Here is a 24,265-nt window from a genome sequence, read left to right as displayed (position 1 = left end):
GTTCCTTGGTGCCTTGGCGTCTTCGTGGTAAATCCGTTCTCCTCCCGCTCGCGCAGGCTTGACATAGCTTCAAGCCCTCGGCTACAATGCGGAATGTACCTCATTTCCGGCACAATTAGATATTAGATACGATTCGTGCGAGGAGGCCCCCGTGACAACTCTGGAATCGCCCGCATCCACCCCCGAACTGCTGAACACCCCAGGGCCTCGCGCCCAGTCGCTGGTCGCCCGCGATCAGGCCGTGTACACCCCCGCCGCTGGCCGCGTCTACCCCTTCGCGATCGAGCGCGGCGAGGGCTGCTACGTGTGGGATGTGGATGGCAACCGCTACCTGGACATGAACGCCGGCATCGCGGTGGTCTCCGCTGGGCACTCGCACCCGCGCGTGGTGAAGGCCGTGCAGGAGCAGGCCGCCAAGTTTATCCACATGGCCGGGACGGATTTCTACAGCGAGCCGATGGTGAAGTTTGGCGAGAAGCTGATCTCGCTGATGCCCAAGAGCCACGAGTGGCAGCTGTTCCCCACCAACTCGGGCACCGAGTCGGTAGAGGCGGCGGTGAAGCTGGCGCGCTACAGCACGGGCCGCCAGGGCGTGATCGCCTTCCTGAGCGCGTTCCACGGGCGCACCTACGGCTCGCTCTCGCTCACCGCATCCAAGCCCGCCCAGCGCGGCGGCTTCTTCCCGCTGGTGCCCGGCACCTTCCACGGCTTCTACGCCAACCCCTACCGCACGCCGTTTGGCGTGCCGCAGGAGAGCGTGGCCCAGATCTGCCTAGACTACATCGAGAAGACCCTGTTCCAAACGGTGGTGCCCGCCCGCGATGTGGCGGCGATCATCCTTGAGAGCATCCAGGGCGAGGGCGGCTACGTGGTGCCCGCCCCCGGCTTCTTGCCCGGCCTGCGCGCCCTGTGCGACAAGTACGGCATCCTGCTGATCTGCGACGAGGTGCAGAGCGGCGTGGGCCGCACCGGCAAGATGTGGGCGTTCGAGCACGAGGGCGTGGTGCCCGACATCGTGGCCTCGGCCAAGGGCCTGGGCGGCGGCGTGCCGATCGGCGCGATGATCGCCCGCCGCGAGCTGATGGAGCGCTGGGAGCCAGGCTCGCACGGCAACACCTACGGCGGCAACGCGCTCTCCTGCGCCGCCGCCTACGAGGTGCTCTCGCTGGTGGAGGAGGAGCTGACCGACAACGCGGCCCGCGTGGGCGCGTACCTGATGGATGGCCTGCGGGCGATGCAGGCGCGCTACCCGCAGATCGGCGACGTGCGCGGGCGCGGCCTGATGGTCGGCATCGACCTGGTGAAAGACCCGGCCACCAAGGAGCCGGACAAGGAGCTGTCGCACAACATCGCCGACGAGGCGTTCCGGCGCGGCATGCTGCTGCTCACCTGCGGCGCGTCCACCATCCGGCTCTGCCCGCCCCTGGTGATCACCGAGGCCCAGGTGGATGAGGCGCTGGCGATCTTCGAGGCCACGCTCAAGTCGCTGATCTAGCGCGGCGGGAAGAGGCGCGGGCACCGGCGCGGCTGGTGCCCGCTTTTCTTTGGCCTACCATGGGCGTATAATCCCTAACCGCGACACGCACTCAGCACCGCGAGAAAGGAACACCCATGCGACACCGCGCACTGGCCACGATCGCCTGCGCCGCGCTGCTCAGCGCCTGCCTTGGCCCGCAGGGGCAGGGCGAAGCGCCGCTGGACCTGCCCACACCCGCCCCCGCGCCCACCATAGACCAAGGCCCTGCCACCATCAGCATCATGCTCGACGACTTCGGAAAAGATGCCTACGGCCCGCTGATCGACCGCTTCATGCAGGAGCACCCCGATGTGCATGTGGCCATTGTGGATTGGCCCGAGAATCTCGACAATGTGGTCGAGCAGCATGCCGAACAGGCCAAGCTGGCTGATATCAGCATTGCCGCCATTCTGCCGACTGCTATCTCGTTCTGGCACAAAAATGGCAGCCCATGGCTCGACCTGCGCCCACTGATGCTAGCCGACGCCAGCTTCGACGCCAGCGACTTCTACACCGGCACGCTCGATATAGCCAGCGATGGCCAGCATATGTACGCGCTGCCATCCGAACGCACCTTCAATCTACTGGTCTACAACCGCAAGCTCGCCGACCTCTCCGCCCTGGAGGAGAATGGCCACATCCGCTGGTCGGATGTGGCCAGCGCCGCGCGGCAAGCTACTACTCATCATGATGACAAAACACCTATTGTCGGTTTCCTTGACGATATGGGGGTATTTGCAACGCAGGCGGCGCTCAAAGAGGCGGGCCTGAGCGACCTCACGAATACGCCGATCGACGACCCCACGTTCGAGGCGGTGGCCAACGACCTAGCCGACATGGTGCGCAGCCACGCCCTCGCTGTTCCCAATGAGAAAGACACAATAGATGGGAGGATCCAACAGGCTACGTCAGGAAAAGTTGCGATCATGCTTTCAACATTGCTTCATGGAGATAGCTCTGACAACTTCGGCTATCTACCAAATGTAGCAGATGGCTACGCTACCGAAAGGAGCGGAAGCTCCTTTATGATCAGCAGCGGCACGGCCCACCCCAAGCAGGCCTGGGATCTGATCGCCTACTTGAGCCGCAGCGAGTCGCCCAGTCTCGAATTCATGGGTCCGGGCACGGTGCCCGCCCGCCGCTCGGTGGCCGAGCGCATCGGCTTCTGGCAGTCGCGCCGCCCCGATCAGGCGCGGGCCATCCGCACCATGCTCAGCCGCCCACCTGCTGATATCTCGATACAGATGCGGTCGCGCAGGAAGCTGTTTTTGCTCAGCCAAGTGCTGTGGTTGGTGCAGAATAAGGGCTATAGCAACCAGCGCGCCCTGGCCGAGGCCCAGGCCAGCTATGAAAGAGATCAAGCCGAGCCGACCAGCACGCCCCTGCCCACGGTCGTCATCGCGGTCAACACGCCGCAGCCCACCGCCGTGGCCGCGCGGCGCGTGCGCGTGGGCGAGATCGGCATGGATCGGCAGGCCCTCGCCGCGCTGGCCCAGGGCTTCGCCCAGCGGCAGCCCGGACTGAGCATGGATGTGGAGCGCGCCAGCATGGCCAGCGGCGCGCCCGATCTGCCCGCGCTGGCCGCAAAGTACGACTGCTTCATTGCTCCCGCCAGCGCCGCAATCACCACCCCCGAGCTGCTCGACCTCCAGCCGCTGCTTGCCGCCGATCCCGCGTTCCACGCCGACGACTACCCGACTGGCGTGCTGGCCCCATTCCAAGGCGGCGCGGCCATACGCGGCCTGCCGCTGTCCGTGGCCCTGCCGCAGCTGGGCTACCGCCCCGAGCGCGTGGCCGCGCCCGCCCAGGGCTGGACGCTAGGCGACCTGCGCCAACAGGCCCACGCCCAGCCCGGCGGCGCGGCCTACGGCTTCGCCGCGCCCGGCTACCAGACCTTCTTCCTTCAGGCGTGGCTAGAGGCCTCGGGGGCGCAGGTGGCCGCGCTGGAGCAGGGCCGCGTGACGCCGCACCTGGATGCGCCCGACGTGCGCGAGGCCCTGGCCGACGCCCTGTCCCTGCTACGCGAGGACTCGCCCCACCGCGCGGTGGCGGGCTACGCCGGGCACACCAGCTACGAGGATGGCGCACAATATGACGCGGCCTTCTGGTACGCGGATGGGGAGAGCATGCCCGACGGCATGGCCGTGGCGGCCTTCCCCGCTGGCGCGGGCGGCACGCGGCCCCGCGTGCGGCTGGGGTTAGCCTTCTTCATCAGCGCGCGCTCGGCCAACACGGATGCGTGCTGGGGCCTAGGCCGCACGCTCAGCGAGCAGACCGCGCTATTTGATGGCTACCCCGCCCGCCGCTCGGTGGCGCAGGCCTTCCTCAGCGCCGCGCCCCAGGGCAGCGCCCAGCTGTACGCCGCCGCCCTGCCCCAGCTTGAGCGCGCCGACGCCGCCCTGCTGGCATGGGACGCCTTCGACGACCCCCGCATCGACATGTACTGGCTCTACCGCGCCGCCGACCGCGCCCTCCAGGGCGGCGATTTGCGCCGCGAACTGGCCGAAGCCCAGGCCCACACCCAGGCCTACGTCGACTGCGCGGCGGGCGGCGGCCAGCCCCGGCAGTGCGCCGCCCAGGCCGACCCCAGCTACGGCCAGTGAACGAGAGAAACGATTTACCACGAAGACGCGAAGGCACGAAGGGGACGAGAGAGCCATTTACCACCAAGACACCAAGACACCAAGGAAGCAAAAGGTGATGAAACATGGCGATAGGCCAGAATCCTCCCCACCCGGCCCATGCGGCGAAGGTGCCGCTACGGTGTTGATGGCCCTATGCACGAACACCAGCCGCTAGGAAACAGCACGGGAATGCCTCAAATTGGGGGTTCCAAGGGGGCGTAGCCCCATGGCGTGGTCGCTAGGGGCTGGCCCCTAGCCGCCGCCCGCGCAGGGCATTCGCCAAACAACCAAGAGGATCTATCATCATCGAGGCCGCAGTCGGTCGGCCCGACCTTGTAACTCGCACCTTCGCACCCACTCGTCCCCTTTTTCCTTGGTGTCTTGGGTGCCTTGGTGGTGAAGAATCGTGGTGGCAGCAAAAACGCATCGGCCCTGCGCAACCTGCCGCGCCAAGATCCTTTTCTGGTATCATACCGTAGCTTTTAACGGCATCTATCAAGGAAAAGGAACCATGAGCGACTTCACCCCCGCACCGATCAAGGCCGAAATCGACTTCAGCCTGATCGAGCAGCTCGATATCCGCGTCGGCACCATCAAGGCCGTCGGCGACGTGCCCAAGTCCGACAAGCTGATGCAGCTGACCGTCGACTTCGGCGACCGCGACCGGATCATCGTGGCCAGCATCAAGGGCGAGCGCGAGAACCCGCAGGAGCTGGTGGGCAAGCAGGCGCTGTTCGTGCTGAACCTCGCGCCGCGCAAGGTCAAGGGCATCACGTCCGAGGGCATGCTGTTCGACATCGGCTTCGCCGACGGCATCCGCCCCGTGCTGGCCATGCCCGAGGCCCCGGTGCCCAACGGCACGCGGGCGGGCTAGGCACCCCCGCTGGCAGCATACGAGGCTTGGCGGGAAGCCCCGCCAGGTCTCTTTTTTCGCCATACGGCGTGGCAAAGCCCTACCAGACGCGCGACATCTGGCGGGGCGAGGACACCGCTATGTAGCAACAGAGGAGAGCGAGAGATGGCAGAGCACAAGCTGAGCGTGGGCGACGCCGCCCCCGACTTCGAGGCCCCGACCGACACCGGCGCGAAGCTGCGCCTTTCCGACCTGCGCGGCAGGCGCGTGGTGCTGTACTTCTACCCCAAGGACGACACCAGCGGCTGCACCACCCAGGCCTGCGGGTTCCGCGACAGCTACCCCCAGATCGAGGAGAAAAACGCCGTGGTGCTGGGCGTCAGCCCGGATGGCGTGGCCTCGCACCAGAAGTTCAAGACCAAGTACGACCTGCCATTCACCCTGGTGGTGGATGAGGACCACCAGATCGCCGAGGCCTACGGCGTGTGGGCCGAGAAGTCGATGTATGGCCGCAAATACATGGGCGTCGAGCGCTCGCACTTCGTGATCGACGAGCAGGGCAACATCGCCGACGCGCAGGTGAAGATCAGCCCCAAGGACAGCGTGGCCAAGGCCGTGGCCGCCCTGGGCTAGGCCCCGCGCGGGGAGGGGCTGGCTAGCCCTCCCCGCCGATGCGCACCTGGGCGGGCATGCCCACAAAGGCCGCGTAGCGCTCCACCTGGGCCAGCGCGGCCTGGCGCTGCGCCTCGCCCAGCGGCGCGAACGGCTGCAGCTCCAGCTCCAGCCGCGTCTTGCGGCCCACCCGCCGCCACACCCCCGCCACCTTGCCATCGATCACCATGGCTGGGTTGAAGATGCCGTTGGTCTGCACGATCTGGCGCACCTGGGCCTCATCCAGCACCGCGCCGCGCTCGGCGTAGCCCACCACAAACTCATCGAAGCCCGGCAGCAGCCACAGCCCGCCCGTGGGCGGCGCATCCGCCTCCTCTGGGGCGTGCCAGTAGCTTGCGCCATCCTGCTTCAGGCAGGCCAGCTGCGGCGCGGCGGCCAGCGCGGCCCGCGCCTGCCCCACCGGCAGCCCCGACCACCACGCGAAGTCGTGGGCGGTGGCCGGGCCGTGGCTGCGCACGTAGCGCCGCGCTAGCTCGGCCAGGGCCTCGTCGGCGCTGCGCGCGGGCGCGGGCGGCAGCCACTCGTCCAGCAGGGCGTAGGTGTCGCGCGGGCCGCTGGAGCCAGCGATGCAGATCAGGCGCTCGGCGGCGGCGCGGTAGAGCAGGAAGGCCATCAGGTCGGTGCGCTGCCCGGCCTCCTCCAGCGCCGCCGCCAGCTGCTTGCGGGTCAGCTGCCTGCCGCCCTGCAGCGCGCGGCAGATCACATCCACGCAGCGTGTCACCGTGGCCGAATCCATGTCGAAGCGCCGGAAGTAGGGCTGCAGCCGCGCCATCGCGCCCGGCCCGATCAGCCCCAGCACCCAGCGCACATCCTCCGCCGCCAGGATGTGCAGCGTGCCGCGCAGCGCCCAGGTGCGCACGATGTCGCGCGTGTCCAGCGCGTGGGCCACGCTGGCCGCGGTCGCGCCCACGGCGCGCAGGCCGATGGCCCACGCGGCGGCGGGGTACTCCTGGGCCTGCACCGCGCCCATCCAGGCCACGGCGGCGGCGGGGCTGGCCAGCGGGCGGCCCACCCGCAGGCTCGCGAGCCGCGCCATGCCAATATTCACCCATGCCATGCTGCGCCCCCCTACACTGGCCCGAGCGCGCGGCGCGGCTCGGGCGGCAGCTCGACGCGGATGCCGTCGCCGGGGCGCACCACGCCGCCAGCCCGCACCACCCCCATCACCCCGGCCTTACGGATCAGGTTGCCCTGCTCGTCCCGATCCAGCACGGCGGCCAGCATGCCCGTGCGGAAGCGCTCGATCTGCAGGCATGGGTTGCGCAGCCCCGTCACCTCCACCACCGCGCTCGCGCCGATGTGCAGCAGCGCCCCGGCGGGCAGCCCCAGCAGATCCACCCCGCGCGTGGTGATGTTCTCGCCCAGCTGCCCGGCCTCGACCGCAAAGCCCGCGCCGCGCAGCTCGTCGTGCAGCTCGGCGTGGATGAGGTGGACCTGGCGCAGGTTGGGCTGGGTGGGGTTCTGGGCCACGCGCGAGCGGTGCTGCACGGTGATGCCTCGGTGGGTGTCGCCCTCCACGCCGGTGCCCTCCAGCAGCCGGATGCTTGGCCGGTTCTCTTTGCTGAAGTGGTGGTCGGCGCTGGCGCTCACGGCCAGGACGGTGCCTTCCATAGGGTCTTCCTTTCTCTTCGCTGGGCCACAGCATACCGCCTCGGCACGCGCAGAGCAAGGGGCTGGGGAAGGAGATCGGGGGTCGAGCGCCGTTTACCACCAAGACGCCAAGGCACCAAGGAAAAAAGGGGCGGATAGCCGCGAAGACGCGAGGGCGCGAGGGAGGTATTGGCCACCAAGGTTTGGGAGGAGCAGGCCCCACGCCCGCATTGACCCACGATAGACATGCGATGATCGCCACGGGTGTCGGGGCGGACCTTGTGCCCGCCCGCATCGAAAGACGCCGCCCACATTGCGTGCATTGCCATGCCTGCCCCAGGGATCGCAATGCGGGCGGCGCGGCGCGATGCCGCCCGCAACGATACCGCAATGCCCCATCGCTCGCCCGCACCATGCCGCCCATGCCCCGCCATGATGTAGGGGCGGACCTCGTGTCCGCCCCATCGGAAGACGCCGCAATCCCCACGCCCCGCGCGTCGCGATGCACGCGATGCGTGCGCCGTGGGCGGGCAGATACGAAATCCGCCCCATTCCCTATTCCCTACCCCTTGACCTGGACACCTAGCTTCTCCAGCAGCTGCGGGTGCTCATCCAGCGCCACACGGGCGATGGGGATAAACTCATCCATCCAGTCCTCCAGCGCCTCGAAGGCGACCTCGCGATGCTCGCTGGCATCCTGGGAGTCGCCTCGCTCGCGGTCGTAGATGTTCTTCGCCTCTAGCATGGCCTCGAAGCTGGCACGATCGGCGGCCAGCCGCGCGGCGGTGATGCCGTAGCGCGTAAGCGCGGCCTGGTGGCTTGGGGTGCGCTCCAGCGCGGTGTAGAACTGGCGCGCCTGGCCCACCCAGCCGTTGATCGTGCGCTTGCGCGGGCCGACCAGCCCCAGCTCCTGAAGTGCGGCGGCATCGCGGCTCAGGGCCACGCGGGCCACCTTCACCAGCCGCATGTAGGCGGTGTCGGCGGCCTCCCTCGCGGCCTGGAAGCTGGCCGAGGCGCTGTTCTCCTCGCCCTGCTCCTTGCGCTGGCGGGCCAGGGTGTCGAGCGCGGTATCGTAGAGCGCCTGCCCCTCGGCGATCCGCGCGCCGTCGTAGCCGTAGGCGGCGAGGAGCGGGGCGATGATCGGGTCGGCGGCGTTGCTGATGGATGCCTCGGCGGCGGCGAGCAGGTCGTCTATGGCATTCTTGTAGGGACTCGGCATATACGATCCTCTTTCTTAAACGATCTTGGCCACTGGCGTACATTCGTGGGCCGCAGGCGTGCAATCGCGGGCCGCTGGCTTACATTCGCGGGCCGCTGGCTTACATTCGCGGGCCGCTGGCTTACATTCGCGGGCCGCTGACGTGCAATCGCAGGCCACTGGCATGCAATCGCGGGCCGCTGGCATGCAATCGCGGGCCGCTGGCATGCAATCGCAGGCCGCTGGCTTACATTCGCGGGCCGCTGGCTTACATTCGCAGGCCGCTGGCCTGCAATCGCAGGCCGCTGGCATGCAATCGCAGGCCGCTGGCTTACATTCGCGGGCCGCTGGCCTGCAATCGCGGGCCGCTGGCATGCGCGGCCTCTTTCTTTGCCATCACCACCCTTCGCATAGAGCCATGACCTATCAGCAAGCCATGAATACATACATCTCGGAACCACACCGCTCGATCATGTGCTTTTTGCCAATGAATACACTGCCACACGTCATATCAAACCGCCACAACAATATCACGAATGAAATCAATATATACCGCCGAATTATTCCTCTTTGATCAATATATGTTGTCTTTTTAGCGACTATTTACACATAAGAATAATTCACATCTCGATATATTCGCCGCACAAATAATGTTAATATCCGCGCTATCCATGCTGTAGGGGCGGGTTGTACGCCCGCCCGCATCGAAATACGCCGTGTTCATCGACATCATCGAACGGCCACGCGATGCCCGCGATGCGCACATCGTGGGCGGACACGAGATCCGCCCCTACATCGGCGCGGCGCATGGCACGCCGCGCACGCCCCCCATCCCCCTTCGCGCCTTCGCGTCTTCGTGGTTATTCGTCCCCTTGGTGTCTTGGCGTCTTGGTGGTAAACGTTTCTCCCATCCCCCTTCGCGCCTTCGCGTCTTCGTGGTTATTCGTCCCCTTGGTGTCTTGGCGTCTTGGTGGTAAACGTTTCTCCCATCCCCCTTCGCGCCTTCGCGTCTTCGTGGTTATTCGTCCCCTTGGTGGTAAACGTTTCTCCCATCCCCCTTCGCGCCTTCGTGTCTTCGTGGTTATTCGTCCCCTTGGTGTCTTGGCGTCTTGGTGGTAAACGTTTCTCCCATCCCCCTTCGCGCCTTCGCGTCTTCGTGGTTATTCGTCCCCTTCGCATCTTCGTGGTAGACGGTCCCCCCGCCTTGTGGTGCGCTTTTTTGCCATATGCTACAATTGCGCGACAGCCACCAAGGGAGACAAAACCGCCATGAGCGACCATCACTACTACGTCAACTTTATCTGGCAGATCGCCGATCTGCTGCGCGGCCCCTACCGCCCGCCGCAGTACGAGCGGGTGATGCTGCCGCTCACGGTGCTGCGCCGCTTCGACTGCGTGCTTGCGCCCACCAAGCCCCAGGTGCTGGCCGAGCACCAGCGGATCGAGCAGGCGGTGCAGGGCAAGGCGCTCGACGCCCGCCTGAACAAGGTGGCGGGCCAGCGCTTCCACAACCACTCCAAGCTCGATTTCCAGCGGCTGAAGGGCGACCCCAACAACCTGGCCCTGCACCTGAATGACTATATCAATGGCTTCTCGGAGGATGTGCGCAAGATCTTCGAGCGCTTCGAGTTCACCGCCGAGATCGAGCGCATGGAGGAGGCCCAGATCCTCTACCTGGTGATCTCCAAGTTCTGCGATGTGGATCTGCACCCCGATAAGGTGGACAACATCCAGATGGGGCTGATCTTCGAGGATCTGATCCGCAAGTTCAACGAGGCCGCCAACGAGACGGCGGGCGACCACTTCACCCCGCGCGAGGTCATCCAGCTGATGGTCGACCTGCTGTTTGCGCCCGACGATGACACGCTGGCCACCGACGGCAAGGTGTTCAAGCTGCTCGACCCCACCTGCGGCACCGGCGGCATGCTTTCCGAGGCCCAGAACCACCTGCGCCAGCTCAACCCCGACAATCGGCTGTGGGTGTTCGGCCAGGATTTCAACCCGCGCTCCTACGCTATCGCCGCTTCCGACCTGCTGATGAAGGGCAACGAGCAGAGCGATATCCGCTACGGCGACTCGCTGATCGACGATCAGTTCCCGCCCGCCGACGAGCTGACCGAGGGCCAGTTCGACTACTTCTTGGCCAACCCGCCCTTCGGCGTGGACTGGAAGCGCCAGCAGAAGAAGATCCAGGAGGAGCGCGACCGCAACGAGTCGTGGAACCGCTTTGCGGCAGGGCTGCCACGGGTGAACGATGGTGCGCTGCTATTCTTGCAGCATATGGTCAGCAAGTTTGTGCCCTACCAGCCGCACATGCAGCGTATGGGGTCGCGGCTGGCGGTGGTGTTCAACGGCTCGCCGCTGTTCACCGGCGGCGCTGGCAGCGGTGAGAGCGAGATCCGCAAGTGGCTGATCGAGGCCGACATGCTGGATGCGATTGTGGCGCTGCCCGAGCAGATGTTCTATAACACCGGCATCGGCACCTATATCTGGCTGGTGACCAACCGCAAGACCGCCGAGCGCCAGGGCAAGATCCAGCTGATCGACGCGCGCCAGCGCTGGAAGCCGCTGCGCCGCAGCCTGGGCGACAAGCGCCGCGAGCTGGGCCAAGATGATATCGCGGATGTGGTGCGCGAGTATGGCAATTTCGCCGAGACGGCCACCAGCAAGATCTTCGAGAATGTCGACTTCGGCTACCACCGTGTGCCAATCGAGCGCCCGCTGCGCCTGGTGTACCAGATGGACTCCGAGCGCAAGAGCCGGTTCCTGGATGCGGCCCCGCACCTGCTGGATGATGTGCAGCTGATCGACCGCGAGTATGGGCGCGACCAGCACGAGGACTGGAGCAGCTTCGACGAGCTGATGACGGCGCTGCTGATGCGGCAGGGGCGGCGCTGGAAGGCCCCCGAGCGCAAGCTGTTCCGCAATGTGTTCACCGAGCGCCACGCCGAGGCGCTGCCGGTGGTGCGCGAGCGGCGGCGCAAGCGCCCTGGCGACGAGCGGATCTGGGGCTGGTTCGCAGCCAAGAAGCAGGGCTGGGTCGAGCAGTACGAGCCGGATGCCGACAAGCGCGATTTTGAGAATGTGGTGCTGCGCGAGGATGTGGCCGAGCATGTGCGCACGCAGGTGCTGCGCCACGTGGGCGATGCCTGGGCCGACCGCGAGGGCGTGCGCTCGGCCTACGAGGTCAACTTTAACCGCCACTTCTACACCTACACGCCGCCCCGCCCGCTGGCCCAGATCGACGCCGACCTCCGCGCCGTCGAGGAGGAGATCCTCCACCTGCTGCGGGAGGTGGTGGGGTGAGTGTGACATCTGAACATACAAAACTACTCTTAAAGTATGCGGCCAGTATTAACGATGAAGCTTTGAGTGAAACAACAGATCCAGACTTTGAGCTACAGTATATAGATATTGGAAATGTTGATTCCAATGGCTTAATCCATGATATTGTCGAATATAAATTTAAGGATGCGCCCAGCCGTGCAAGACGTATAGTACGACATGGAGATGTCATCATCTCAACAGTGCGAACATATCTTAAAGCAATAGCGCCCATTGAATCGCCATCAACAAACTTGATCGTCTCAACTGGTTTTGCCGTTGTTCGTCCACAACCTGATGTGCTTGACACAAACTTTTGTAAGTATGCCCTTCGTGAGCCGCATTTCATTCACGAAGTAATTAATCGATCTACTGGTGTAAGTTACCCAGCAATAAATGCATCCGATCTAGGTCTCATTCCCATTAGCCTCCCCCCCCTCGCCACACAGCGGGCGATCGCGAGCTACCTGGACCGCGAGACGGCGCGGATCGACGGGCTGATCGGCGCGAAGCAGCGGCTGCTGGGGCTGCTGGCCGAAAAGCGCCGCGCCCTGATCACCCACGCCGTGACACGGGGGCTGGACCCCAGCGCGGCCACGCGGCCCTCGGGCGTGCCGTGGATCGGGGATGTGCCTGCGGGGTGGGAAGTTGAATATGCACGGCGGCTATTCAATCTGATCGATATGCGCTCTACCACAGGGCAAGAAGAGCTTTTGAGTGTCTCGCATCTTACTGGAGTGACACGTCGAGCAGATAAAGACGTCAACATGTTCATGGCAGAAAGCCTAGAAGGCTATAAAAAATGCCAGCCTGGAGATCTCGTCATCAATACACTCTGGGCATGGATGGGAGCCATGGGTATAGCATTTCAAGAGGGGATTGTCAGCCCTGATTACCATGTCTATCGACCGTCCCCTAAATATGCGCCATCCTATATCGATCTGTTTGTACGAACGCCGCACTTCGCAACAGAAGTCTCACGCTATTCAAAGGGCGTATGGTCATCACGGTTACGACTTTACCCTGAAGAGTTTTTTGAAATACTCTTGCCGGTTCCGCCACTTGCAGAACAAAAACAAATCGTAGATTATGTGCAAAGCCAAGTAACTGCCATTGATAACCTCAACCAAGAAGTACAAAAAGGGATTGCGCTGCTCCAGGAGCGCCGCACCGCGCTGATCGCGGCGGCGGTGACGGGGCAGATAGACACAGCCGAGGTTGTATGAAGGTCACATCGCTCACCCTCAACCAGATGCGCGGGATCGAGCAGGCCGAGTTCCAGTTCCAGCCGGGGATGAACCTGATCGTCGGCGTCAACGGCGCGGGCAAATCCAGCGTGCTGGATGCGCTGCGGGTTACGCTCAGCCGCATGCTGCCGCGCCTGACCAGCGTCAAGATGCGGCAGGAGAGCTTCAGCGCCAGCGACATCACCAACGGGCGCGGCTCGCTCACCGTGCAGATGCAGATCGCGCTCGGCGGGCAGACCCTGGAGCAGCTCATCCACCTACCGCGCGAGCGCTACGCCGAGACCGAGCAGAGCGGCGAGGTGCGCGACCAGACCTATGGGCTGGAGCCGCGCGACGAGCTGACCCTGCACCCACCCGACGGCGCGCCGCTGCGGGTGGAGGCAAAAAAAGACCTAGCGGCGCATGTCAAGATCAAAAAAGCCACCCCGCTGGCCATCTACTTCGCCGCCCGCCGCTCGCTCTACAGCGAGGCCGCAGGCAGCCAGAGCGCGCGCAGCGGCGGCGGGCCAACCTTCGCCTTCGCCGATGCGCTGCGCCCGCGAGAGCTACGCATCCGCGAGTTCACGAGCTGGTGGCGCGTGCAGGAGGAGATCGGCAGCCCCGAGCGGCTGGAAGCGCTGCGGGAGGCCGTGCTCACCTTCCTAGATGACTTCAGCGACGTGCGGGTGACCGACGAAAGCGAGCCGACCATGGTGCTGCGCAAGGGCCAGCGCACGCTCGGCGTCAGCCAGCTCTCCGACGGCGAGCGCGGCATGCTCTCGCTGGTGCTGGATGTGGCGCGGCGGCTCTCGCTGGCCAACCCCACGCTGGCCGACCCGCTGCGCGAGGGCCAGGCCGTCATCCTGATCGACGAGATCGACCTGCACCTGCACCCGCGCTGGCAGCGCAGCGTGGTGGGCAGGCTGGCCGCCACCTTCCCGCAGTGCCAGTTCATCGCCACCACCCACTCGCCGTTTGTCATCCAATCGCTCAAGCCAGGGCAGCTCATCAACCTCGACCCCGAAAGCGACGAAGAGGGCTATGCCGAGGACTACGCCGACAAAAGCATTGAGGACATCTCCGAGGATGTGATGGGGATCGAGCTACCCCAAAAAAGCCAGCGCTACCTGGACATGATGAAGACCGCCGAAGAATACTACCGCATTGTGCACAAGGCCAAAGGCGCACCGAGCGAAGAGCGAGAAGCGCTCAAGCACCGCCTCGACGAGCTTTCCATACCCTACAGCGACGATGCCGCATTCACCGCATTCTTGAAGTTCCAGCGAGAAAGTGCGCTACGCGAAGATGAGACCGATCAATAAAGGGGCAGCCCCCAGAGTCTACCGCGAATATGGCGATGCTCAACTAGATCTTATCAGCACCATTGGAAAATTTTGCTCATATTGCGAGAGGCGCATAACCACAAGTATTGCGGTTGAACATAAAAAACCAAAAGATCCTTACCCCCAATTCAGATTAGATTGGGCAAACTTTCTCTTGGCATGTCCGAACTGCAATTCCACCAAGAGCGACCAAAAAATCAAGCTCTCGCGCTATTTCTGGCCCGACACCGACAATACCTTCTGTGTGTTTGAATACACCCCTGAGGGTTTCGTAAAACCCCGCAGATCGCTGCCTAGATGGGCGCGTAGGAAAGCACGGCGCACGCTGGCGCTCTTTGGGCTAGACCGCTACCCCAATCATCGGCATCGCCCACATCGCTCAACCAATAAAGACAGCCGGTGGAATGATCGCCGCAACCAATGGGAAAAAGCCATATCAATGCGGGACACCCTGGCCGAGTTAGATACGCCAAGAATGCGAGAGTGTATCATCATAAATGCACGAGATGGTAACTTCTCGATCTGGATGGAAGTCTTCAAAGACGACATCGACATGTGCCAGCGGCTGATCGCCGCCTTCCCAGGGACCGCGAGCGACTGCTTCGACGCCCACGGCAGATCCTTCCCATACCCGGGCAGGTAACGCCAACTGACAAACGGAGAGAAAACACCATGAGCACCAGCGCCCGCCACAGCGAGACCGCGTTCGAGCGCGTGATCGAGGCCCACCTGCTGGGGCACGGCTACGTGCGGCAGGCGGGCGGCTACGACCGCGAGCGGGCGATCTTCCCCGACACCGTGATCGGCTTCATCCAGCGCACCCAGCCCGCCGAGTGGGCCAAGATCGAAATGTTGCTGGGCGAGAAGACCCGCGCCCAGGTGCTGAGCGACCTGGTGTTCTGGCTGGACACCCACGGCGCGCTCGCCACGCTGCGGCACGGCTTCAAGTGCTACGGGCGCACGCTGCGGGTCGCCTACTTCAAGGCCGCCCACCAGCTCAACGCCCAGCTTGAGCAGCGCTATGCCGACAACCAGCTCGGCATCACCCGCCAGCTGCACTACAGCGAAAAGCAGCCGCTGCGCTCGCTGGACATGGCGATCAGCCTCAACGGCATCCCGATCATCACGCTGGAGCTGAAGAACCCACTCACCGGGCAGACGGTGGAGCACGCGCGGCAGCAGTACCGCGCCGACCGCGACCAGCGCGAGCCGCTGCTGGCCTTCAAGCGGCGCACGCTGGTGCACTTCGCGGTGGACACCGAGGAGGTGTGGATGACCACGCGGCTGGCGGGCGAGGCCACCCACTTCCTGCCCTTCAACCAGGGCCACCAGGGCGGCGCGGGCAACCCGCCCGACCCGCAGGGCCGCAGCTACCGCACCGCCTACCTGTGGGAGGATGTGCTTGAGCGCGACAGCCTGCTCGACATGCTGGCGCAGTTCCTGCACCTTCAGAACGAGCAGCGGCGCGACGAGAACGGGCGGGCCTACACCAAAGAAAGCATGGTCTTCCCGCGCTACCACCAGCTCCAGGCCATCCGGCAGATGGTGGATGCGGCGCAGCGCGAGGGCGTGGGCCACAACTACCTGATCGAGCACTCGGCGGGCAGCGGCAAGAGCAACACCATCGGCTGGCTGGCCCACCGGCTGTCGTCGCTGCACAGCGGCGACAGCCAGCGCGTGTTCGATAGCGTGGTGGTGGTGACCGACCGGCGCGTGCTCGACCGCCAGCTCCAGGATACGATCTACCAGTTCGAGCACCGCCAGGGCGTGGTGCAGAAAATCGACGAGGACACGCGGCAGCTGGCCGAGGCGCTAGAGAGCGCGGTGCCGATCATCATCACCACGCTGCAGAAGTTCCCCTTTTTGGCCCAGCAGCTCCAGCGGCTGGCCGAGCGGCGCAGCGAGGGCGACACCCCAGCGGCCAGGGGGCTGCTGGCCACGCGGCGCATCGCCGTGATCGTGGATGAGGCGCACAGCTCGCAGTCGGGCGACACATCCACCACCCTCAAAGGCGCGCTGGGCGGCGAGCGGCTGATGGAGGCCGCGCAGCAGCAGGCCCGCGACGAGGGGAAAGAAGACTACCAGAAGGTGTTTGAGGGCATGGCCAAGCGGGCCAGGCAGAAAAACATCAGCTTCTTCGCCTTCACCGCCACGCCCAAGCATGAGACCCTGGTGCTGTTCGGGCGGGATGGCAGGCCGTTCCACCGCTACACCATGCGGCAGGCCATCGAAGAGGGCTTCATCTTGGATGTGCTGCGCAGCTACACCAGCTACCAGGTCTACTACGGGCTGCTGCAGAAGAGCGAGAAAGACCCGTTTGTCGAGCGCAAGCAGGCCGCCAAAGCGCTGGCGCGGTTCGCGCGGCTGCACCCGCACAGCATCGCCCAGAAGACCGAGGTGATGGTCGAGCACTTCCACGCCTTCACCCGCCACAAGATCGGCGGGCACGCCAAAGCCATGGTCGTCACCGACTCGCGGCTGATGGCCGTGCGCTACAAGCAGAGCTTCGACCGCTACATCCGGCGCAAGCGCTACCCCATCCAGACCCTGGTGGCCTTCTCGGGCGTCGTCGCCGACGACAAGGCCCCCGGCAAAACCTACACCGAGGAGGCCATGAACGGCGGCATCCCCGAGCGCGAGCTGCCCGAGCGCTTCGCCAGCGGCGAGTACCAGGTGCTGCTGGTGGCCGAGAAATACCAGACCGGGTTCGACCAGCCGCTACTGCACACCATGTATGTCGACAAGCGGCTGGCCGGAATCCAGGCCGTGCAGACGCTCTCGCGGCTCAACCGCACCCACCCGCTGAAGGAAGACACCTTCGTGCTCGACTTTGTGAACAGCCCCGACGAGATCCGCGAGGCATTCAAGCAGTTCTACGACGGCGCGACCATGGGGCACGAGGCCGACCCCAAGCAGCTCTACACCATCAAGGCCGAGCTAGACGCATCGGGCATCTACCAGCAGGCCGAGGTCGAGCGGTTCTGCGCGGTCTACTTCCGGCCTCGGCAGAAGCAGAGCTACGCCGACCACCAGGGCATGAACGCCGCGCTCGACCCCGCCGTCGACCGATTCGCGGCGCTGGCCAAGCGCCAGCCCGAAGAGGCCGAGCTGTGGCGCAAGAAAGTAACCGCCTTCCGCGATCTCTACGCCTTCCTGAGCCAGATCATGCCCTACCAGGACTCCGACCTTGAGCGGCTGTACGTCTTCCTGCGGCACCTGGCGGCCAAGCTGCCGAGCCGCCCCGACAGCGCGCAGTACGACTTCGACAGCGAGGTGCGGCTAGAGTACTACCGGCTCCAGAAGGTGAGCGAAGGCTCCATCGACCTTTCGCAGGGCGAGGCCCGCCCGCTGAGCGGCCCGGCCAGCGTGGGCAGCGGCGCGCTGCGCGAAAGCGAGATCGCGCTCTCGCAGCTGATCGACATCATCAACGAGCGCTTCGGCACCACCTTCACCCAGGCCGACCAACTGTTCTTCGACCAGATCGCCGAGGTCGCCGCCAGCACCCCCGAGCTACAGAAGGCCGCACAGGTCAACTCGTCGGACAAATTCACACTGCTGTTCCGCAAGGTGCTGGAGGAGATCTTCATCGACCGCATGGATCAGAACGAGGCGATGTTCGCCCGCTACATGAACGACCCCGAATTCCAGCGCGTAATCGCCGAGCGGCTGGGGGATGACCTCTACCAGCGGCTCTCGAAGAAGTAAGCCGCCGCCTACAGCGCAAACAGACACCAAGGCACCCCTCCGGCGGCGCAAGGCGTGCACAGCCCGCCCGATACAAACGTGGTATTCGCGTCCTCTGCCCGCTTGGTGGTTTGGACTCTTGGTGGTAAGAAACAGCACCGCCCCCTCTTTTGGCGTATGGAATCGAGCGCGGCAGCGTGCTAGCATAGACTCCAGCGACGCACCGACCGAGGACAGGAGCCACATGAGCGAGCCACGCAAAGCCAGATCCGACTACCGCCTGCGGCGACAGGATGCCTACCGGCTTGAGCTGCCGAACCGCCACGGCGTGCCCGTGCGGATCTTCGCCAGCGAGCAGGTGCCGATCGAGCGCACGGCGGTGGATGAGCTAGAGCAGCTGCTCGACACCCAGCAGACCATCGAGGCGCTGCAGGCGGCGGCCCCCGACCTGTTCGAGGGCGATGCCAGCATCGAGGCTGTCTCGCTCTCGTCCGACTTCCACCGTGGCTCGGGCATCCCCATAGGCACCACGCTGCGCACGCGCGGCGTGCTGGTGCCCCAGGCGGTGGGCACCGATGTGAACTGCGGCATGCGCGTCAACCTCACCGGCCTGAGCTACGAGCAGGTTGCGCCGCACCTGGATGCGCTGGAGCGAGCCATCCGCCACAGCTTCTTCCAAGGCGGGCGCGGCATCGCGCTCTCGCCCTACCAGCGCGAGGCCATGCTGCGCGGCGGGCTGCCCGGGCTGGTGGATGCGGTAGAGTATGCCGAGGGCGAGCAGGATCTTGACTGGGGCGGGCTGCTGGAGCAGCTGATCGACGAACTGCCCTACATCCACGGCGGCGGCGGGGCGCAGGCCAGCGTCCCGGCCATGCTGGCCGACTACATCCGTGGCTCGGGCGGGCACTCCTACGACGCGCACATCGGCAGCCTGGGCGGCGGCAACCACTTCCTAGAGCTGGACCGCATCGCCAAGATCCACGACCGCGCCACCGCCCACGCCTGGAGCCTGCGCGAGGGCCAGGTGGTGGTGATGGTGCACACCGGCAGCCTGGGCGTGGGCCACACCGCCAGCGCGATCTGCCGCCAGGCCATGCGCGAGCTGCTGCCGCACGGCTTCCCCGCACCGCCCAACGGCATCGCCATCCTGCCCATGGGCCAGCGCTGCGCCGCCCAGCGCCAGGCCGCCCGCGACGCCATCCAGGCGGCGGCCAACTTCGCGTTTGCGAATCGGTTCTTTCTGGCCCACATGGCCATGCGTGTGCTGCAGAAAACGGTGGGCGATGTGGAGCCGCGCCTGCTGTGGGACTCGCCGCACAACCTGCTGTGGGAGGAGGAGGGCGGCGCGGTGGTGCACCGCAAAGGCTCGACCCCGGCCCGCAGCCCCGAGGCCCTGATGGCCACGCCCTACCCCTGGGGCGAGCCGGTGATCGTGCCCGGCTCCATGGGCGCGCCCAGCTACATCCTGCGCAGCCTGGGCAGCGCCGACGCGCTCTACAGCGCATGCCACGGGGCGGGCCGCGCCCTGGCGCGCGGCGAGGCCCAGCGCGGCCACGACGCCGAGCTGGACGCCTTCCTACGCGAGTTCCGCCTCGTCACCCCCGTCGAGCCAGCCCAGCTGCAGGCCCGCGCCGACCTGCTGGCGGCCTGGCGGCAGGATGTGAAGCAGGAGGCCCCCTTCGCCTACAAGCAGATCGGCCCGGTGATCGAGACACTGCGCGGCGCGCAGGTGGCCGAGCCAGTGGTGGAGCTACACCCCATCCTCACGGTGAAGGGGTAGAAAAAGGGCGCTGGGAGATTTTCTCCCAGCGCCCACATCCGCAGCCGCCGCTACTCCACCGTCACGCTCTTGGCCAGGTTGCGCGGCTGGTCCACATCCGCGCCGCGCCGCACTGCTACGTAGTAGGCCAGCAGCTGCAGCGGCACGGCGGCCAGCAGCGGCGAGAGCAGCGGCAGCGTGGCGGGGATCTCGATCGCCACATCGGCCAGCGAGCGGGCGCGCTCATCGCCCGCGCTGATCAGCGCGATCACCCTGCCGCCGCGCGCCTTTACCTGCTCGATGTTCGAGATCATCTTCTCGTACAGCGCGTCCTGAAGGGCGATGCACACCACCGGCAGATGCTGGTCGATCAGCGCGATCGGGCCGTGCTTCATCTCGCCCGCCGGGTAGCCCTCGGCGTGGATGTAGCTGATCTCCTTCAGCTTCAGCGCGCCCTCCAGCGCGGTGGGATAGTTGATATTGCGGCCCAGGAACAGCGCGTTGCTGGCGCTCTCCAGCTGGGCGGCCAGATCCTGATAGATCTGCTGGTGCTCAAGCAGCTGGCCGACCTTGCCAGGCAGCTCGATCAGGGCCTGGATGTGGCTGCGGATCTGGCTGGGCGTCAGCGTCTTGCGGGCCTGGGCCAGGCGCAGCGCCAGCAGGTACTGCACCACCAGCATAGAAGTGTAGGCCTTGGTCGAGGCCACACCGATCTCCGGCCCGGCGTGCAGGTAGAGCGCGCCCGCGTCGGCCACGCGCGCCGCCTGCGAGCCGATGGCGTTCACCAGGGCCACGCTGGGTGCGCCCTGCCGCCGCGCCTCCTCCATGGCCGCCAGGGTGTCGGCGGTCTCGCCGCTCTGCGTGATCGCCATCAGCAGCGTATCCTCGCCCAGCAGCGGGTCGCGGTAGCGGAACTCCGAGCCGTAGTCGACATCCACGCGCAGCTTGGCCAGCGACTCGATCAGGTACTTACCCACCAGCCCGGCGTGCCAGGCGGTGCCGCAGGCCACGGTGTAGACACGGCCCAGCCGCGCCAGCTCGGCGTCGCCCAGCCGCAGGTCGTCCAGCACGATCCGGCCCTGCTCCAGATCTACGCGCCCGCGCAGCGCGTCGGTGAGGGCGCGCGGCTGCTCGTGGATCTCCTTCAGCATGAAGTGCTTGAACTCGCCCTTGGCGGCGGCGATCGGATCCCACTGGATGGTGGTAACGGCCTTCTTCACCAGCGCGCCGTCCATCCTGGTGATGCTGACGCTCTCGCTCGTGATCACGGCCATCTCCTGGCTGTCCAGGAAGATCATCTGCTGGGTGTAGTCGAGGATGGCGGGGATGTCGGAGGCCACGAAGTGCTCGCCCTCGCCCAGGCCCACCACCACCGCGCCCGCGTTGCCCAGCCGCGCCGCCACCAGCTTGCCCGGCTCGCGGGTGGTGAGCGCCACGATGGCGTTGCCGCCGCGCAGCTCGGCCAGGGTCAGCCGCATGGCGGCGGCCAGATCGCCCACCTGCCTGTAGTGCTCGCCCAGCAGCCGCGCGATCACCTCGGTGTCGGTCTGCGACGCGAAGGTGTGGCCCATCTCGATCAGGCGGCCCTTCAGCTCTAGGTAGTTCTCCACGATGCCATTCTGGATGACCACGATCTCGCCGGAGGCGTCGCGGTGCGGGTGGGCGTTGGCCTCGGTCACGCCGCCGTGGGTGGCCCAGCGCGTGTGGCCGATGCCGCACGACCCGGCGATCGGCTGCGCCCGCAGCTGCTGGGTGAGGTTCACCAGCTTGCCCACGCTGCGCCGGATCTGCAGGCGCGCGCCATCCAGCACCGCGATCCCCGCCGAGTCGTAGCCGCGGTACTCCAGGCGGCCCAGCCCGCCGATGATTACATCCGTCGCCTCGCGCGGGCCAACGTAGCCAACAATGCCACACATGGTGTTGCTCCTTTTCGTGCGGCGGCGCGCGGCGCGGCCATGCCCGCCGCCCGCGCGGGCCGTGGGCGCGGCATCACAGCGCCGCCCGCAGGCCATGGGGCAGAAAGCTCGGCTGGCGCGCGACGCGGCCACCATCGTTTTATGCTTTACAGATTGGGAGCAAGCAGAGACCACGGGGCACGTAGCATAGCCCGCTTTGCTGAGGTTTTGTTCACCACCGCGCCCCGCTTTCCTCTCGCCCGTCGCCGGGGAGCCTTGTGGGGACGCTCGCAGGCGATGGTGCGCCTGGGAGGCATCCGCTGGTCTTTCGATTTTCCGGCCAGCCTGCGGGCTTCCGCCCGTGTGGCCGTTAGCCCCACCCCGCGGTGGGGAACCTCCGCCCTCGTTAACTGCCGTGCGGCACAGCAGCCCTAGCGCTCATAGCGAAAAAGTTGGTGCCTTCTCCTCTTCTGTGCCCTTCGTCGGATGGGCTAGAGTATACCATCAGCCCGCGCCCGCGTAAATGATAGCGCCGTGATGCGCCATCCATATTCTTTACCACAAAGACACGAAGGCGCGAAGGGGGAAACTAGGAGAGAACTTCGTGTCTTCGTGGTTCTCCCCTCTTCTTCCCCTTTGTGTCTTGGAGTCTTGGTGGTAAAAAAGGGGGAAACTTCGCGTCTTCGTGGTTATTCTTCCCCTTCGTGTCTTGGAGTCTTGGTGGTAAAAGAAAAGGGAAGAAACTTCGTGCCTTCGTGTCCTCGTGGTATTCGTCCCCTTGGTGTCTTGGTGGTAAGGGCTGCGCCTTCCCGTTTCCGCATCAAACTTGAGCCAGATAGTTCAGATTTCAGCTGCCCCAAGGTATGCTATGCTTGCGAGCACATGTAGCACAGGAAACCAAGCGGGTGACACAGGAGCGGCCATGCGATCGATACCACTTGCCCACCGCGTCAGCGGCTTTGGAACCTCTATCTTCACCGAGATCACGGCGCTCGCCATCCGCCATAGCGCTATCAACCTTGGCCAGGGCTTCCCCGACTTCGCCTCGCCCGACTTTGTGAAGCAGGCTGCGGCGGATGCCATCCGCGCCGACATGAACCAGTACGCCCCGGCCAGCGGCCTGCCCCAGCTGCGCCAGGCCATCGCCGCCCAGTGGGAGCGCGACTACGGCCACGCGCCCGACTGGGAGCACGAGGTCACCGTCACCAGCGGCGCGACCGAGGCGCTCTGCGACGCCATCCTAGGCCTGTGCAACCCGGGCGACAAGCTGATCGTGTTCGAGCCAGCCTACGACGCCTATGTTGCCGACCTGACCATGGCCGGGGCCGAGCCGATCTTCGTGCGGCTGTACCCGCCGCTCTACGAGTCGGGCGCGTGGAGCTTCGACGAGGGCGAGCTGGAGCAGGCCTTCGCGCAGCAGCCCAAGGCCATCCTGATCAACACGCCCCACAACCCCACCGGCAAGGTCTTCACCACATCCGAGCTAGAGCTGATCGCGCACCTCTGCCGCGAGCACAACGTGCTGGCCATCACCGATGAGGTGTACGACCGCATCGTGTTCGACCTGGCGTCGCACGTGCCGCTGGCCACGCTGCCCGGCATGTGGGACCGCACGCTCACGATCAACAGCATGGGCAAAACCTTCAGCGTCACGGGCTGGAAGGTGGGCTACGCCATCGGGCCGCAGCCGCTCATCCACGCGGTGCGCCAGGCCCACCAGTGGGTCACGTTCGCCACAGCCACGCCGTTCCAGCAGGCGGCGGCCCAGGCCATCGCGCACAGCGGCGAGGCCGGCTACTACACCCAGCTGGTGGCCGACTACGCCGAGCGCCGCGCCATGCTGCAGGCCAGCCTCGCGCAGGCCGGGCTGCCCGCCCTGCCCACCGAGGGGTCGTTTTTCACATGCGTGGACATCGGCTCGCTGGGGGTGATGGATGCCAACGCCTTCTGCTACCGGCTGATCACCGAGGCGGGCGTGGCGGCCATCCCGATCTCGGCATTCTACCGCGAGCCAGAGGCCGCGCCCGCGTTGGTGCGCTTCTGCTTCGCGAAGACCCACGAGACGCTCGCGGCGGCGGGGGAGCGGCTGGCCAAATTTCGCATATAATCAGTGCCCATAAACTATGCGCAAGGAGCACGATTATGAGCAGCGATCCCGAGGCCATCGGCGATCTTCTTTTTCAGCCTAACCCCGACTACCCCTACCCCTTCCCGGTGGAGACGCCGCCGCACTTCTGGATGACCGAGCAGACCGGCAAGCTGTCGGAGGCGATGGATGAGTACTTCGCGGGCCAGAAGCTCACGCCTGAGAATCTGAGCTTCATCAAGCTGTACCTACAGCAGTTTATCGAGCGCGCGGTGATGACGGGCGACGCGCCGCGCGCCAAACTGCTCGATCGGCTCAAGAAGCTGCGCACCACCAGCGACATCGAGAACTACGCCGACGAGCTGGCGGAGTATGGCATCGAGCCGTTCTAGCGGCGCGGCAAAACACAGCGGGGGGGGGGGGGGGGGGGCCCCCCCCCCCCCCGGGGTTGTGTGGCGGGGGGGGTGTGGGGGTTTGGGGGGGGGGGGGGGGGCG

Annotated in this window: 17 protein-coding genes; 13 read left to right on the top strand and 4 right to left on the bottom strand. The window is 65.6% G+C overall.

Translation table 11 applies throughout. The annotated features are described in order from the left end of the window. The first annotated feature begins 151 nt into the window (after positions 1-151). The 4 genes from F8S13_15090 (at position 152) to F8S13_15075 (ending at position 5,626) form a co-directional block, all read left to right on the top strand. A complete protein-coding gene (locus F8S13_15090; GenBank protein KAB8142309.1) occupies positions 152-1,495 on the top strand; it encodes an acetyl ornithine aminotransferase family protein in 1,344 nt (447 codons plus the stop codon). A gap of 116 nt (positions 1,496-1,611) precedes the next feature. Beyond that, positions 1,612-4,119 carry an extracellular solute-binding protein gene (locus tag F8S13_15085; protein ID KAB8142308.1) on the top strand — a complete coding sequence of 836 codons (2,508 nt, stop codon included), beginning with the start codon at positions 1,612-1,614 and terminating at the stop codon, positions 4,117-4,119. Positions 4,120-4,651: 532 nt separating this feature from the next. After that, on the top strand, positions 4,652-5,014 hold the full coding sequence (locus F8S13_15080; protein KAB8142307.1) for a tRNA-binding protein: 363 nt from the start codon (positions 4,652-4,654) through the stop codon (positions 5,012-5,014). Between the two features lie 144 nt (positions 5,015-5,158). Next, positions 5,159-5,626, top strand: a complete 468-nt coding sequence (locus tag F8S13_15075) for a thioredoxin-dependent thiol peroxidase (GenBank protein ID KAB8142306.1) — start codon at positions 5,159-5,161, stop codon at positions 5,624-5,626. Positions 5,627-5,648: 22 nt separating this feature from the next. On the opposite strand, the gene F8S13_15070 is transcribed toward F8S13_15075, so the two are convergent. The 3 genes from F8S13_15070 to F8S13_15060 form a co-directional block, all read right to left on the bottom strand. Next, positions 5,649-6,722, bottom strand: coding sequence for a winged helix DNA-binding domain-containing protein (locus tag F8S13_15070; GenBank protein KAB8142305.1), 1,074 nt, complete (start codon positions 6,720-6,722; stop codon positions 5,649-5,651). An 11-nt stretch (positions 6,723-6,733) separates the two neighbouring features. Continuing rightward, on the bottom strand, positions 6,734-7,276 hold the full coding sequence (locus tag F8S13_15065) for an MOSC domain-containing protein (protein ID KAB8142304.1): 543 nt from the start codon (positions 7,274-7,276) through the stop codon (positions 6,734-6,736). A gap of 541 nt (positions 7,277-7,817) precedes the next feature. Continuing rightward, positions 7,818-8,474: a hypothetical protein gene (locus tag F8S13_15060; protein ID KAB8142303.1), complete on the bottom strand. Its 657-nt coding sequence runs from the start codon at positions 8,472-8,474 to the stop codon at positions 7,818-7,820. 163 nt (positions 8,475-8,637) lie between these two features. Here F8S13_15060 and F8S13_15055 point away from each other — a divergent pair, with 163 nt between their 5' ends. The 7 genes from F8S13_15055 (at position 8,638) to F8S13_15025 (ending at position 19,810) form a co-directional block, all read left to right on the top strand. Next, entirely contained in the window at positions 8,638-9,027 is a 390-nt protein-coding gene (locus F8S13_15055) for a hypothetical protein (protein KAB8142302.1), read from the top strand. Between the two features lie 695 nt (positions 9,028-9,722). Next, entirely contained in the window at positions 9,723-11,759 is a 2,037-nt protein-coding gene (locus tag F8S13_15050) for an SAM-dependent DNA methyltransferase (GenBank protein KAB8142301.1), read from the top strand. Between the two features lie 2 nt (positions 11,760-11,761). After that, positions 11,762-13,003, top strand: a complete 1,242-nt coding sequence (locus F8S13_15045) for a restriction endonuclease subunit S (protein KAB8142300.1) — start codon at positions 11,762-11,764, stop codon at positions 13,001-13,003. Further along, positions 13,000-14,325, top strand: coding sequence for an AAA family ATPase (locus F8S13_15040; GenBank protein KAB8142299.1), 1,326 nt, complete (start codon positions 13,000-13,002; stop codon positions 14,323-14,325). Before F8S13_15045 ends, F8S13_15040 begins: the two co-directional genes overlap by 4 nt. Beyond that, on the top strand, positions 14,309-14,989 hold the full coding sequence (locus tag F8S13_15035; GenBank protein KAB8142298.1) for an HNH endonuclease: 681 nt from the start codon (positions 14,309-14,311) through the stop codon (positions 14,987-14,989). Before F8S13_15040 ends, F8S13_15035 begins: the two co-directional genes overlap by 17 nt. Before the next feature lie 29 nt (positions 14,990-15,018). Next, the gene (locus F8S13_15030) at positions 15,019-18,051 is read left to right on the top strand and encodes a type I restriction endonuclease subunit R (GenBank protein KAB8142297.1); all 3,033 of its coding nucleotides are present in this window, start codon (positions 15,019-15,021) and stop codon (positions 18,049-18,051) included. A gap of 223 nt (positions 18,052-18,274) precedes the next feature. After that, positions 18,275-19,810: an RtcB family protein gene (locus F8S13_15025; protein KAB8142296.1), complete on the top strand. Its 1,536-nt coding sequence runs from the start codon at positions 18,275-18,277 to the stop codon at positions 19,808-19,810. Positions 19,811-19,860: 50 nt separating this feature from the next. On the opposite strand, the gene glmS is transcribed toward F8S13_15025, so the two are convergent. Next, complete coding sequence (gene glmS / locus F8S13_15020) at positions 19,861-21,705, bottom strand: glutamine--fructose-6-phosphate transaminase (isomerizing) (GenBank protein ID KAB8142295.1); 1,845 nt, start codon at positions 21,703-21,705, stop codon at positions 19,861-19,863. 901 nt (positions 21,706-22,606) lie between these two features. Here glmS and F8S13_15015 point away from each other — a divergent pair. Beyond that, a complete protein-coding gene (locus F8S13_15015; GenBank protein ID KAB8142294.1) occupies positions 22,607-23,791 on the top strand; it encodes an aminotransferase class I/II-fold pyridoxal phosphate-dependent enzyme in 1,185 nt (394 codons plus the stop codon). Positions 23,792-23,826: 35 nt separating this feature from the next. Further along, positions 23,827-24,162 (top strand): hypothetical protein, encoded by a 336-nt coding sequence (locus tag F8S13_15010; protein ID KAB8142293.1) that lies wholly within the window; start codon positions 23,827-23,829, stop codon positions 24,160-24,162. Positions 24,163-24,265: the final 103 nt, after the last annotated feature.

It is taken from the genome of Chloroflexia bacterium SDU3-3, assembly GCA_009268125.1.
Lineage (GTDB): Bacteria > Chloroflexota > Chloroflexia > Chloroflexales > Roseiflexaceae > SDU3-3.
The sequence above is the reverse complement of the archived record's forward strand: the minus strand, read 5'-3'. Positions and strand labels throughout refer to the sequence as shown.